Origin of the sequence: Salmonella sp. HY31 (assembly GCF_042604575.1) — a bacterium.
Lineage (GTDB): Bacteria > Pseudomonadota > Gammaproteobacteria > Enterobacterales > Enterobacteriaceae > Salmonella > Salmonella diarizonae.
Map to the genome: position 1 here is coordinate 2,438,885 of NZ_CP170479.1, position 14,643 is coordinate 2,453,527.

General features: G+C 49.0%; 8 protein-coding genes and 3 pseudogenes. 8 read left to right on the forward strand and 3 right to left on the reverse strand.

The genetic code is table 11. The features are described from left to right. The first annotated feature begins 8 nt into the window (after window positions 1-8). The gene (locus ACE15A_RS11575) at window positions 9-1,001 is read left to right on the forward strand and encodes a M85 family metallopeptidase (RefSeq protein ID WP_053511134.1); all 993 of its coding nucleotides are present in this window, start codon (window positions 9-11) and stop codon (window positions 999-1,001) included. A 103-nt stretch (window positions 1,002-1,104) separates the two neighbouring features. Here ACE15A_RS11575 and ACE15A_RS11580 read toward each other — a convergent pair. Beyond that, window positions 1,105-2,137, reverse strand: a pseudogene (locus ACE15A_RS11580) (tyrosine-type recombinase/integrase); the annotation flags it as partial. 146 nt (window positions 2,138-2,283) lie between these two features. Between ACE15A_RS11580 and sapC the strand changes: the two are divergent. The 3 genes from sapC to sapF are packed head-to-tail and all read left to right on the forward strand — an operon-like array spanning window position 2,284 to window position 4,974. Next, entirely contained in the window at window positions 2,284-3,174 is an 891-nt protein-coding gene (gene sapC / locus ACE15A_RS11585) for a peptide ABC transporter permease SapC (protein WP_053511132.1), read from the forward strand. After that, window positions 3,174-4,166 (forward strand): peptide ABC transporter ATP-binding protein SapD, encoded by a 993-nt coding sequence (sapD, locus tag ACE15A_RS11590; protein WP_023246667.1) that lies wholly within the window; start codon window positions 3,174-3,176, stop codon window positions 4,164-4,166. The genes sapC and sapD overlap by 1 nt, the downstream gene beginning before the upstream one ends. 1 nt (window position 4,167) lies before the next feature. Beyond that, window positions 4,168-4,974, forward strand: coding sequence for a peptide ABC transporter ATP-binding protein SapF (gene sapF, locus ACE15A_RS11595; protein ID WP_023246668.1), 807 nt, complete (start codon window positions 4,168-4,170; stop codon window positions 4,972-4,974). A gap of 15 nt (window positions 4,975-4,989) precedes the next feature. On the opposite strand, the gene ACE15A_RS11600 is transcribed toward sapF, so the two are convergent. Continuing rightward, the gene (locus ACE15A_RS11600; protein WP_053511130.1) at window positions 4,990-5,697 is read right to left on the reverse strand and encodes an EAL domain-containing protein; all 708 of its coding nucleotides are present in this window, start codon (window positions 5,695-5,697) and stop codon (window positions 4,990-4,992) included. A 453-nt stretch (window positions 5,698-6,150) separates the two neighbouring features. Further along, window positions 6,151-7,519: pseudogene (locus ACE15A_RS11605) on the reverse strand (Secreted effector kinase SteC). 609 nt (window positions 7,520-8,128) lie between these two features. Between ACE15A_RS11605 and fabI the strand changes: the two are divergent. From fabI to pdeR, 4 genes and pseudogenes are all read left to right on the forward strand, one after another. Next, complete coding sequence (gene fabI / locus ACE15A_RS11610) at window positions 8,129-8,917, forward strand: enoyl-ACP reductase FabI (RefSeq protein ID WP_063390489.1); 789 nt, start codon at window positions 8,129-8,131, stop codon at window positions 8,915-8,917. A 198-nt stretch (window positions 8,918-9,115) separates the two neighbouring features. Next, window positions 9,116-10,105, forward strand: a pseudogene (locus ACE15A_RS11615) (CMD domain-containing protein); the annotation flags it as partial. Between the two features lie 244 nt (window positions 10,106-10,349). Continuing rightward, the gene (locus ACE15A_RS11620; protein ID WP_023246673.1) at window positions 10,350-12,284 is read left to right on the forward strand and encodes an exoribonuclease II; all 1,935 of its coding nucleotides are present in this window, start codon (window positions 10,350-10,352) and stop codon (window positions 12,282-12,284) included. Between the two features lie 262 nt (window positions 12,285-12,546). Next, entirely contained in the window at window positions 12,547-14,529 is a 1,983-nt protein-coding gene (pdeR, locus tag ACE15A_RS11625) for a cyclic di-GMP phosphodiesterase (RefSeq protein ID WP_064055955.1), read from the forward strand. Window positions 14,530-14,643: the final 114 nt, after the last annotated feature.

A 14,643-nucleotide genomic window follows, 5' to 3' on the forward strand; every position in this document is an offset into this window, starting at 1 on the left:
GTCTTAACATGAAAATTTCATCTCCTACGCCTTGTTTAAACTTTGCTCCACAGAAAGAATATTCTGCTGCCGTTGTTCCGCATCCTTCAAAGAATGCCTATGCGGATTACGTTTTGGAGACAGGTAAGCGAATACCGTTTTCCGCCGCAGATTTAAGCAACCTCTACCAAAGTGTCATTTACGCTGTCCACAGCAGTCGTAGCAGGCTCATCGATCAGCACACGGCCGATATGATCGGTAACACTGTACTTGATGCCTTAAGCCGATCACAGACCTTTCGTGATGCCGTCATCTATGGCATCCATAATAAGGAAGTGCAACTTGGCTGCATTACATACAGAAACGAATACGAGATCAACGAAGATTCCCCCGTCGGGGTTGATTCTATTCACTTACTGACGCATAGCGAATTGTATGAATACGAGGTTGGTCAAGAGCCAATTTTGCCTATTTGCGAGGCGAGAAAAGATGAACACGAGGAAGCCTATATCAGTTTTAGTGTGGCGCCAGACAGTGACTCGTGCGAGATGCCGTCATGGCAGGAAGGACTGATTCACGAGATCATTCATCATGTTACTGGAGCCGGCGATCCATTAGAAGATGGTAATATTGAGCCAGGACCCACTGAAATTCTGGCACGTCGTGTAGCACAAGAATTGGGATGGTTAATCCCTGAATTCACAGGGTATGCTTCCCCGGATCGTGTAGCTCATCTTAGGACGCGCGATCTTAATACCCTTCGCCAAACGGCAACACGGCATGAAGATAATGAGGTGGCTTTTTTCGAAAGGCTGGATGTGATTAGCGATGGATACGAGGCAAGCGCTGATTTCACAGAGTATCCTGTTATGTCTGACATGGTGAAAGAGCTGAACAAACCACATGATTTTCCCGGGTTAGTTATCAATGATAATACAATGGATGCAGACCCAGACCAGATCCAACTTTATCATGGTCAACCTTATATTTTCACCTTCGTAGACAAACATAATCAGCGCTGACATACCTTTACAGCTATAATCACTACGCATCCATTTTTACAGATAGTGTAGTGGTCTCCATCAAGTTTATCCTCAATTTTCTCGATGAATTTATTATTGCGAATCTTCGAAGGTCATGGAGCGACCATGTTTTCATGCCAGCTTTGGCTATAATCTGGGCAGAAAAGAGAGCAACATTTGGTTGAAGTGGTGGTCTATCATCCTCTGGCCCCTTATGGCGTGACAGCGTAACAACATGCTTTGACACTGCTGTTCCTTTTATAGACTCCATCATCTTAACTACAGCGTCAGGTAAGGCCCTTCTGACTGATTTTCCAGTTTTATAATCACTGGCCGGAATGGGTCCATGTTTTATCCTGAAAATCAAACCACTCCCACTTCGCCGTTCTGATTTCCGTACTCCTGCAACCAGTAAGGATAAGGAACCTCATTATCAATTGCTGCCGGTCTTTCATTTCTGACAGCGCATTCCAAACCGCCTTACTTTCCTCATCGCTCAATTTGCGATCTTTAACTGCTGCAGTAAGCCCCACGCCTGAGTGCCTCAGGTTCTCAATAGGGTTTACATTAATTACTCCTCTATTAGAACAGAAGCGGAATGTACGCTGCATTGATCCAAGCATTTGCCCGGTAACGCCCCTTCTCCCCATTCCATCAAAAAGACTAAGCCAGTGAGCCTTGGTTGTCTGATCTACAATCATATTCCCGAGTACGGGGTTGATATGATTGTCAAAATCCCGGCGATTAACCTTGATTTTTACCAAGCCTTCAGGGATGCCGTAATACTACTCCCAGTCGTCATATGCTTCTTTTACGGTTAACGCTTCTGTTTTCTTCTTCTCCAGTACCACCTGGCGACGAGGATCGAGTCCCTCAGTTAACCATGATCTAAACTGCTGCCGGCGTTCCCTGCCATGAGATAGTGATATGGTTGGATAATCGCCAATCGTCAGTTAAGCCGCTTTCCCGTTCCATCTGTATCGGTAAAAGAATGTTATACTGCCGGATGTAGAGAGCCTGACATTTAGACCATGAGCGTCTGAGATGACCTTGATTTGGTCTCTTTTTTTGCCAAGAGCCTTTCTTAATTTTGTATCGGTAAGCAATGTGTACACTCCCTGAGAGGATATACACATCAGCGTACACATTTTGCGTAAATTGATAACCTTCAAATTAATGCAAAATACACAAAATTAAAACACCAACGGTCGATAACAAATTGATACTGCTTGAAAATTTAAAAAGACATAAAGCATGGTAAACAAAAATAAAACGAGTAAATATGCCTTACGATAGCGTATACAGCGAAAAGCGCCCGCCAGGCACCCTGCGCACTGCCTGGCGCACATTTTATAGCGACGCGCCTGCGATGGTGGGCCTGTATGGGTGTGCCGGTCTGGCGTTGCTGTGTATTTTTGGCGGTTGGATCGCGCCCTATGGCATTGATCAGCAATTTCTGGGCTATCAGCTACTGCCGCCCTCCTGGTCACGCTATGGCGAAGTCTCCTTTTTTCTGGGGACTGACGATCTGGGGCGCGATGTGCTGAGCCGCCTGTTAAGCGGCGCGGCGCCCACGGTCGGCGGCGCGTTTATCGTAACGCTGGCGGCTACGCTATGTGGATTAGTCCTCGGCGTAGTAGCAGGCGCGACGCACGGTTTACGCTCTGCCGTACTGAACCATATTCTGGACACGCTGCTTTCCATCCCTTCGCTCTTGCTGGCGATTATCGTCGTGGCATTTGCCGGCCCACATCTGTCACACGCGATGTTTGCCGTCTGGCTGGCCCTGTTGCCGCGAATGGTACGTTCCGTCTACAGCATGGTGCATGACGAACTGGAAAAAGAGTACGTCATTGCCGCCCGTCTGGATGGCGCGACAACACTGAATATTCTGTGGTTCGCCATTTTACCGAATATTACCGCCGGTCTGGTCACCGAAATTACCCGGGCACTATCGATGGCGATTCTGGACATCGCCGCGCTGGGATTTTTAGATCTCGGCGCGCAGCTTCCCTCTCCCGAATGGGGCGCCATGTTGGGGGATGCGCTGGAGCTAATCTATGTCGCGCCGTGGACCGTTATGCTACCCGGTGCGGCGATAACGCTCAGTGTTTTACTGGTGAACCTGCTCGGAGATGGGATTCGTCGTGCGATTATTGCGGGGGTGGAATAATGCCGTTACTGGATATCCGCAATCTCACCATTGAATTTAAAACCAGCGAAGGTTGGGTAAAAGCGGTCGATCGCGTCAGTATGACATTAAGCGAAGGCGAAATTCGCGGCCTGGTAGGTGAATCGGGTTCCGGGAAGAGCTTGATTGCTAAAGCTATTTGCGGCGTCGCGAAAGACAACTGGCGAGTCACTGCCGACCGTATGCGTTTTGATGATATCGATCTGCTGCGCCTCTCCTCTCGTGAACGGCGTAAGCTGGTCGGGCATAACGTGTCGATGATCTTCCAGGAGCCGCAGTCGTGCCTTGATCCTTCTGAACGCGTCGGTCGCCAGTTAATGCAAAATATTCCCGCCTGGACCTATAAAGGCCGCTGGTGGCAGCGTTTAGGCTGGCGTAAACGGCGCGCAATTGAATTACTGCACCGGGTGGGGATTAAAGATCATAAAGATGCGATGCGCAGTTTTCCCTATGAACTGACCGATGGCGAGTGTCAGAAAGTCATGATCGCTATCGCGCTGGCGAATCAGCCGCGACTACTGATCGCTGATGAACCAACCAACTCAATGGAACCGACGACACAGGCGCAAATTTTTCGCCTGCTGACCCGACTGAATCAAAACAGTAATACCACCATTCTGTTGATTAGCCACGACCTGCAAATGCTGAGTCAGTGGGCTGACAAAATCAACGTCTTATACTGTGGCCAGACAGTAGAAACGGCGCTAAGTAAAGATTTGGTGACGACGCCACACCATCCTTATACGCAGGCGCTTATCCGCGCGATTCCGGATTTTGGCAGCGCGATGCCGCATAAAAGCCGTCTGAATACGCTGCCGGGTGCGATCCCGCTACTGGAGCAGTTACCGATAGGTTGTCGTCTGGGGCCGCGCTGCCCTTACGCGCAACGAGAATGCATTATCACGCCACGCTTGACCGGCGCGAAAAATCATCTCTATGCCTGTCATTTTCCGCTGAATATGGAGAGAGAGTGAGATGGTGGAAACTCTGCTTGAAGTCCGCAACCTGAGTAAAACCTTTCGCTACCGGACAGGATGGTTTCGTCGCCAGACCGTCGAAGCAGTAAAACCACTGAGTTTTACGCTTCGCGAGCGCCAGACACTGGCCATTATCGGCGAAAACGGTTCCGGCAAATCCACACTGGCGAAAATGCTGGCCGGCATGGTTGAACCCACCAATGGCGAGCTTTTTATTGACGATCATCCCCTGCATTACGGCGACTACTCGTTTCGAAGCCAACGTATTCGAATGATTTTTCAAGACCCCTCAACCTCACTGAATCCACGTCAACGCATCTCACAGATTCTTGACTTCCCACTGCGCCTTAATACCGATCTGGAGCCGGAACAGCGGCGCAAACAGATTGTCGAGACGATGCGTATGGTAGGGCTATTGCCCGATCACGTTAGCTATTACCCGCATATGCTGGCGCCGGGGCAAAAACAACGTCTGGGCCTGGCCCGCGCGCTGATTTTACGTCCTAAGGTCATTATTGCGGACGAAGCGCTAGCTTCTCTTGATATGTCCATGCGTTCGCAGCTCATCAATCTGATGCTGGAATTGCAGGAAAAACAGGGCATCTCCTATATCTATGTCACGCAGCATATCGGCATGATGAAACATATTAGCGATCAGGTATTAGTGATGCATCAGGGGGAAGTGGTTGAACGCGGCAGCACCGCAGATGTGCTCGCCTCTCCGCTACATGAGCTTACCCGTCGTTTAATTTCGGGCCATTTCGGCGAGGCGCTGACTGCTGACGCATGGCGAAAGGATCGCTAACCCAAACCAATACCCTCAGATCGACTCTCTGAGGGTGTTCACGCGACTGCCCAACAGTAGTGTTTCAACCTCTTCTAACGCAACGGAAGGAAACAACGTGCCCTGGATTGCCCAAACGCCTGCCGTTTTTAACGTCGGAAAATAGCGTGAGTCTTCCAGACCGTCCACAACAATTTTGTCACAATAGCTCCGGATATGTTTGACAAGCAGTGGAAACGTCGTTTTTTCGATTTGTGAGGCGAAAAAACTACGATCAAGTTTTACGCCGCTAAAACACCCGCAAACTAATGGTGCCGCGGTCGCGTTCCCTGCGCCCAGGTCGCCCAGCCATAATGGGTTAGGTTGCTTATGAAGCATGTTAATCCAGGGTTCGACTGAGGCGTTATCTTGACATGAAAAATGTTCTGCGACCTGCAGCCCCATAAATAGCATGGCGTGTAGTAACGCGCGAATGTCTTTGTCCTGAAGGACAAGCTTCGCCATATCCCGATCGATATTGATGGTACAAAACAAGCCGTGGCGTAGAAACCAGCGACGTTTGCCAGCGATAGTCCGCAGTAGATCGAGCAGAAAATAACGCTTCTGCGTATTGTCCCATGACGAAATAACAAACTCAGGGTGCAGCGGACGAGAGAGCGACGATGCAAAACGAGTGATAATTTCAACGCCCAGTAAATCCCCTTCCATTCCCCTTATCGGTTCTGCAATGAAAAAATAGCGCATATGACCACTCCACTTGCTCTTAACTCCCTGATAATGCGCTTTTAACGCAAATCAATCAATAAAAACGATCAATATATAAAAAATGATCGAAAAAAACAATATATGTTAACTTGATGATAACATGTAAATTTTATGTTTTGAGAATGTTCTTGTATTGCTATAAATAGATTCACACACTACGCAAGCAGCGCTTATGTGAAAGCATGAGAAAATTCGGCAGGCCGAATTCTTCTTGTCTGGCAGATGGGGAAATTAAGGCGAGTCAATGTTATTGCGCAATAGCGAGGCATTTCGCCAGGTATGGCAGCGTTGCGTTGCCATACCAACGTGTAGCATGTCTGCTTCACTCTGTCCGGGCTCCTCAGACGGCCCTTCAATGAATAGCAATACGCAATAGTTGATCGGTAAATTTGTCGTGAATGAGCTCTCGGCGACTCGCAGAAAAGAACTGAACTAAATGCTATTCTTTAATTCATCTTTTAATACGTTAGCAACAAGAGTCCCTCCTCAGGCGAGGCTAGTTTAAAACGTCTTCCTGGCGCGTTTTCTCTCCGATTAATTCATTAATATCCGTAATAAGTGAACTATAATATTCAATATCTTCAGCATTTCCTTCGGTCTCGGCCTGCTTTAATTTTACCATGTGACGGGCCTTAATTTGTTCTTCCAGTTGCGCTGTTGCAAGAGAAACTCTCCGCTGATGCCGGAATTCTTTTGAAGGCACGATCTGATCACCATCTACAAAGAAAAGCCCCCCTTCTTTAACCAGAATATTACCAAAAACGTTCATATCATGCATATAAACACCTCTGGATTCAAGAAGTGCCTCAGCCCTATTATAGTTCTCGTCATCTTCAATATCGAACTCCAGACCCTGAATGTATTTTGAAACTAAAACCATGACATCTTTGCCATTAATATTCATGGTGGCAGACCGAGAAAAATTCTTATCGTCATTGGCTATATTCAAATACTTACTAACACGCTCTGGATGACAATTACAATGTTCTGGAGAGGTAAAATCGATTTTTACCCCCTGTTCGTTAATTGGAACCTTAATAACATATTTACCATTTAATAAATAAACTGTCCCATAGCTTCCGCTACCTATTTTATTTTTTTCAATATCAGATATGCAAATCTTTTTCTTAAACTCTTGCGAGGTAATAAACACCTCTATCGGCGCTGGTTGTTGGGAATCCACCTGATCAATAGCGCCGCGATCATCGCCTGACGCCCCAGGCAGCGTTGACAAGTACTCTATCAAACGTTGCTCAAAAGCGTCATAGCGCCCATTCCCACCTGCTTCGCTCAGCGTCAGGCTATCATTACCCAAAGCAGCAAGCGTAATCTCACCCGTATTGTAATTAAACATCGTTTCTTTTAAAAAACCGAGACAACGCTCAGAACACTCTGTCTCGGAAATTAATATCCCATCGTAATATAATTTTAACAGTGACATGTTTTCTTGATGTGCTAATACTTCTACAGTGTATTTATCTATTGTTTCAGGTCTGGAGGCATCAATAAGTTTAACATATCCGAGAAGGGGTCGCCATCGTGTACAGTCTTCATCTCGTGTTGAAAATGGTCTTGGCGAGAAAGGTCCCTTAATATCGGGATGCTCTTTATTTTGGCACAAAAGATTGTATATTTCTTTATACTCAGAAATTAAACTGCGATTGGTGAATATATTCCTGAAAAAATCTATAAATCGCTCACATGTTGAAAAAATGTATTCTCTTTTATTATCAACAATATCTCTTAGATGGTTTTCCGATATATGACAGCTATGATTTCCAATATGAAATACAAACTGCATACATGTCGTCCTCTAAGAGATCATTATGATATACATACAAACATATAAAAACCATATTTGTAACTACTGTAATCACCTGATTTTCAAAAATTCTCATATACAGCATTCATACTGTTACCAACAAATGAAGCAATCACTCAATATCAAAAAAAGAAATTATTTTGGTTAAGAACTCGATTATTAAAGTTACAAATCTATTATAACATCATCCATAGATGGGGTATTAAAGTGGGACGATAATACAGATAAATATTCAGGCTTCCGACATTACCGTTATTTGTCTGGTGTAAGGCACGTCGCTGTAACACTTACTGTCCGTCCCGGTGCCTCTGGTTGGATGAGGCGAACCTTACACTAGCTGGTATACTGCACCTTAGCGTCTATCACATTAGGCTCTTAATACGCCGTTTTCCTTCTGGTGACTTACCGTGCTGTTTCAGAACACCGCCTGCCGGGCTCGCTTCAGTGATAGCGGCGGAAAAATAGCGTGACACACAGGGCCGGGAGTGGGATATAATTTCAGGCTAATTTCGAATAATTTTGAAATACTGCTTTTAACTTACTGATATTAAAAGCAAAAAACAAGCAATGACTATAAGGATTAAAGCTATGGGTTTTCTTTCCGGTAAGCGCATTCTGGTCACTGGCGTGGCCAGTAAACTGTCCATCGCCTACGGTATCGCGCAGGCGATGCACCGCGAAGGAGCTGAACTGGCGTTCACCTACCAGAACGACAAACTGAAAGGCCGCGTGGAGGAGTTTGCTGCCCAACTGGGTTCCAGCATCGTTTTACCGTGTGACGTCGCTGAAGACGCCAGCATTGACGCTATGTTTGCGGAGCTGAGTAACGTTTGGCCGAAATTTGACGGTTTCGTACACTCAATCGGTTTCGCGCCTGGCGACCAACTGGACGGCGATTATGTTAATGCGGTTACCCGCGAAGGCTTTAAAATCGCTCACGATATTAGCTCTTACAGCTTTGTTGCCATGGCGAAAGCCTGCCGCGCCATGCTGAATCCGGGGTCTGCGTTGTTGACCTTGTCTTATCTGGGGGCGGAACGCGCCATCCCGAACTACAACGTCATGGGTCTGGCGAAAGCCTCTCTGGAAGCCAACGTGCGTTACATGGCAAATGCAATGGGACCGGAAGGCGTTCGCGTCAACGCCATCTCTGCGGGTCCAATCCGCACGCTGGCAGCATCCGGCATTAAAGATTTCCGTAAAATGCTGGCGCATTGTGAAGCCGTTACGCCAATTCGTCGCACCGTTACCATTGAAGATGTGGGTAACTCAGCAGCGTTCCTGTGCTCCGATCTCTCTGCAGGCATTTCTGGCGAAGTCGTTCATGTTGACGGCGGATTCAGCATTGCGGCAATGAATGAGCTGGAACTGAAGTAAGCGCATTAAGTCTATTAGCGGGCGGCATGGCTGTGCTGCCCCATTTCTCGACACACCGCTCATCCCGCTATATAGCGTTCTGATATTTGTTATCACCTAACAATCTTTCACCCCTTTCCCGCATACGGCAGGATAAGCCAGCATAAACGATCCGACGCCGAATCATTATCGATGGCCATTTCATCCTCGGGAAAACCTATGGAACAATGCCGAAAAGCGGGTAAAAGCCACTGGTATCATGAAACACAATCCAGTATGTCGTCACAAACCACGCTTCCGCTGATGCCGGAAGCCGCGTATGTTAACGATCGTTTTTTACTCGATTTAGCGATATCTGAAACAGCGTTGGTACCCTTTGAGTCATGGTTAAATCCAGCTCGCCAACTGGCGAATATCTTATTTCCTCCCACAGTTATCAACGATCGGCTTCATACGTTTAGCGCCTATGAACGTATGAGCACCGCGCTGACCGCCGCTCAGGTTTTTGGGGTGCAGCGTTTATGCCGTCATTATGCCGCACGTCTGGCGCCGCTGCCTGGACCTGACGCTTCAAGAGAGAGCAATCAACGGCTGGCGCAAATTACGCAATATGCCCGTCAGCTTGCCGGTTCCCCCTCCGTTATCAATACGCGTGCCCGTGAACAGCTTGCAGAGGTGGGATTAACCGCCTGGGATACCGTACTCATCAATCAGATCATTGGGTTTATCGGTTTTCAGGCGCGGGTATCGGCGGTATTCCAGGCGTTTTGCCGTCTGCCCGTACGCGAGCTGCCCGGCCTGGAGATGCAGCGCTTTGCCGGAGCCGTGTCGTTTCAAAACCCCCAGGCGACATGGCGGCCCGCCGCCAGTCTGGTAGAATATCCCGCTGCCCACGCCAAAGTTCGCCGACAATATTCGCCTTCACAATGCCAAATGCTGGCGCCGGTACTCCTGCGCGATCCGTCTTCATTCGCGTTACTCGAACGCATACTGACCAGCACAATACGCACAGCTTCACCCCCCTCTTTACTTCCACTTATTACGCTCCTCACATCACGTATCAACGGCAGCGCCTCCTGCTTTAATGAACAGGCGACCCAACCTGGCGCGTGGCGCCGCGCAGTAGTTACGTTACGCCTGGAAGAAGACGATATCGCACGTTGGGAACGACAACATTCAGTTGAGCCCGCACTGACACAGGCGATACAATGGCTCACCAGAGCGCCCGATCGTTTTAGCGCCGTGCATTTTTCCCCGCTACTTAATAGGGGGGGCTCATCGGAACAGGTTATTAATATGTTAGGCTGGTGCAGCGTGTGCGGATGGTTAAATCGTTTAAAAATCGCGTTGGGCGAAACCCATTAACCCATCCATTACTGAAAGAGCGCTTGCTGCGCCAGGCAGAATCGCGTAAAACTGTCAGCCGCTCTTTTGGCTACGAAAATAGACGAATATGTTTCAGGACAACCCGCTGCTAGCGCAGCTTAAACAGCAACTGCATTCCCAGACGCCGCGCGCTGAAGGGGTCGTAAAAGCCACGGAAAAAGGCTTTGGCTTCCTCGAGGTTGACGCGCAAAAAAGCTATTTCATTCCTCCGCCGCAGATGAAAAAAGTGATGCATGGCGATCGCATCGTCGCGGTCATCCACACAGAAAAAGAACGTGAGTCTGCCGAGCCGGAAGAACTGATCGAACCGTTCCTGACGCGTTTTGTGGGAAAAGTTCAGGGTAAAAATGACCGTCTATCCATCGTGCCGGATCATCCGTTGCTGAAAGACGCGATTCCCTGCCGCGCCGCGCGCGGCGTTCAGCATGAGTTCAAAGAAGGTGACTGGGCGGTTGCCGAAATGCGCCGCCATCCGCTTAAAGGTGACCGTTCGTTTTACGCCGATTTAACGCAGTACATCACCTTTGCCGACGATCACTTTGTTCCCTGGTGGGTTACGCTTGCCCGCCACAACCTGGAAAAAGAAGCGCCAAATGGCGTAACGACGGAAATGCTTGACGAAGGGTTGGAGCGTCAGGATCTGACCGCGCTGAATTTCGTTACTATCGATAGCGCCAGCACCGAGGATATGGATGATGCGCTTTATGCCGAGGAATTGGCGGACGGCAGACTTCAGTTAACGGTGGCTATCGCCGATCCTACCGCCTGGATTGCCGAAGGTAGTAAGCTGGATAACGCAGCGAAAATTCGCGCCTTCACCAACTACCTGCCGGGCTTCAATATTCCTATGCTGCCGCGTGAGCTGTCTGACGATCTGTGCTCGCTGCGCGCCAACGAAGTGCGCCCGGCGCTCGCCTGTCGCATGATCATCGCCGCGGACGGCGCCATTGACGATGATATCGCCTTTTTTGCGGCCACGATCGAGTCGAAGGCCAAGCTGGCGTACGACAATGTCTCCGACTGGCTGGAAAATAGCGGCACCTGGCAGCCGGATAACGAAGGCATTGCCCAGCAGATTCGCCTGTTGCACCGTATTTGTCTGAGCCGCGGTGAGTGGCGTCATCATCATGCGTTAGTCTTTAAAGATCGTCCGGATTACCGCTTTGTGCTTGGCGAAAAAGGCGAAGTATTGGATATTGTGGCGGAACCGCGCCGTATCGCTAACCGTATCGTAGAAGAGTCGATGATTGCCGCCAACCTTTGCGCCGCGCGCGTACTGCGCGATAAGCTCGGTTTTGGTATTTACAACGTACATACGGGCTTCGATCCCGCTAATGCCGACGCTCTGGCGGCGCTGCTGAAAACGCATGGTCTACATATCGATGCCGAAGAGGTGCTGACTCTGGAAGGCTTCTGTAAACTGCGTCGCGAACTGGATGCGCAGTCCTCCGGTTTCCTCGACAGCCGCATTCGGCGCTTCCAGTCTTTTGCGGAAATCAGCACCGAACCGGGGCCGCATTTCGGTCTCGGTCTTGAGGCTTACGCCACCTGGACCTCTCCTATCCGTAAGTATGGCGACATGATTAACCATCGTCTGCTGAAAGCGGTCATCAAGGGTGAGACCATTGCGCGCCCACAGGAAGACATCACCCAGCAAATGGCGGAACGCCGCCGCCTGAACCGTATGGCGGAGCGCGATGTCGGCGACTGGTTATATGCGCGCTTCCTTAACGATAAGGCGGGTACGGATACCCGTTTCGCGGCAGAAATTATTGACGTCAGCCGCGGTGGTATGCGTGTGCGACTGGTCGATAACGGCGCTGTCGCCTTTATCCCTGCCCCGTTCCTGCACGCCGTCCGCGATGAACTGGTGTGCAGCCAGGAAAACGGTACGGTACAGATTAAAGGTGAGACGGTTTATAAAGTGACGGATGTTATTGATGTCACTATTGCCGAGGTTCGCATGGAAACACGTAGCATTATTGCCCGACCGGCAGCGTAACTACGCATAGCGTTCTCAACGGCCTTTGCCTTTTCAGCAAAGGCCGTTTTCTTTCCCTCTTATCCCCTCCGGCACGCTCGGCGTTTAATCTTATCCAGGTGCCCCATTTCTTGTTATTTTTAGCTGGCGACTATGCTTTTTCCAGAATCTGGATTACATATGAATATATAAATAAAACAATACGTTCAGCCATAATTAACCTTATGTATAACATGGCTAACCTTTCTTTTCGGGCATCTGGCGCTTAAATGGGATGGTACGCATGATCAAACAGATTCAGGAACAAACGGCGCTAAGTCCCCTTCATACTTACTGGCGCCTGGTAGATGATCGCAACGTGCTGCATCTATCTCCGGCAGGTGAAACGGACGCAGAAAAAACGGTTGAGTTATCGCCGGAGCAAGCCGGGCGTATCCGGGAAATGACGGCAATTACCTCCAGCATGCTGATAACGTTGTTAATAGAAAAACAGGCTATCTCTGCGCACCTGGTAGGCCGTAAGATTAATAAACGTGAATGGGCGGGCAGCCTTTCAACCTGGCCTGATACGCCCGCTGTCGTACCAACGCAGGCGCAGGAACTCTCTTTTGCCGAGCAAATCGTATCAGAAGCCAGCTCAGTCATTGCGATACTGGATAGCCAGGGAAAAATCTGTCGATTTAATCGGTTATGCGAAGAGTACACGGGCTTAAAAGAGCAAGATGTGATTGGTCAAAGCGTCTTTAAATTATTTATGAGTCGCCGGGAGGCTGCCGCCTCCCGGCACTACATTGAGGTTTTTTTTCGCAATGGCAATGCCTATGAAATCGAACGCTGGATAAAGACCCGTAAAGGCCAACGCCTGTTCTTATTTCGTAATAAATTCGTCCATAGCGGTAGCGGTAAAAACGAAATTTTCCTGATCTGCGCCGGCACAGATATTACCGAAGAAAGGCGGGCTCAGGAGCGTTTACGCATACTGGCGAATACAGATACCGTCACCGGCCTGCCTAATCGCAATGCTATCCATGAATTTATTAACAATGCTATTGCCGCGGCTGGCGAGTCGCAGGTGGGTATCGTTTATCTCGATCTGGATAACTTCAAGAAAATTAATGACGCCTACGGGCATATGTTTGGCGATCAGCTCTTACAGGCCGTTTCACTGGCGCTGTTGAGTTGTCTGGAGGAAGATCAATTGCTGGCCAGACTGGGAGGGGATGAATTCATTGTCCTCGCTGCCCATACGTCTCAGGGCGCGCTGGAAGCCGTAGCCTCACGAATCCTTACCCGACTGCGGCAACCGTTTCGTATTGGACTCATTGAAGTTTACACGGGATGCGCCATTGGCATTTCGTTGGCCCCCCAGCACGGACAGGATAGCGAAAGTATCATTCGTAATGCCGACACCGCAATGTATAACGCCAAAGAAGGCGGCCGCGGTCAGTTTTGCGTTTTTTCGCCGGAAATGAATCAGCGCGTATTTGACTACCACTGGCTGGACACAAACCTGCGAAAAGCGCTGGAAAACGACCAGTTACTTATTCACTATCAACCCAAAATTACCTGGCGCGGCGAAGTACGTAGCCTGGAAGCGCTGGTACGCTGGCAATCGCCGGAACGCGGATTAATTCCGCCGCTGGAGTTCATCTCATACGCCGAAGAGTCAGGACTCATCGTTCCGCTGGGCCGCTGGGTGATTCTGGATGTGGTTCGCCAGATTGCGAAATGGCGCGATAAAGGGATTAATTTGCGCGTAGCCGTTAACTTTTCGGCGCGACAACTGGCCGACCAGACGCTTTTTACCTCGCTTAAGCAGGTTTTGTACGATCTGAATTTTGAGTATTGTCCGATCGATGTCGAGCTAACAGAAAGCTGCCTGATTGAAAACGACACGCTGGCGCTATCGGTTATCCAGCAATTTAGTCAGCTCGGCGCTCAGATTCATCTGGATGATTTCGGCACCGGTTATTCTTCGCTTTCCCAACTCGCCCGATTCCCTATTGATGCCGTTAAACTGGATCAGGCTTTCGTCAGAGACATCCATAAGCAACCGCTGTCGCAATCTCTGGTTCGGGCGATTGTCGCGGTGGCTCAGGCACTAAATTTACAAGTGATTGCCGAAGGCGTAGAAAATGCTAAAGAAGATGCCTTCCTGACAAAAAACGGCGTCAATGAACGACAGGGCTTTTTATTCGCCAAACCTATGCCCGCCGTTTCTTTTGAACGCTGGTACAAACGTTATCAGACGAAAAAAATGCGTTAATGACGGCGATAATAGAGAGAACAGCCTATGCAGACAGGCCTAACCCTATTTTTCCCTTCTCTTTTCAGATTAATTTCTGCATCATGAATTTAAACCTTTTCTGACATTAAGGAT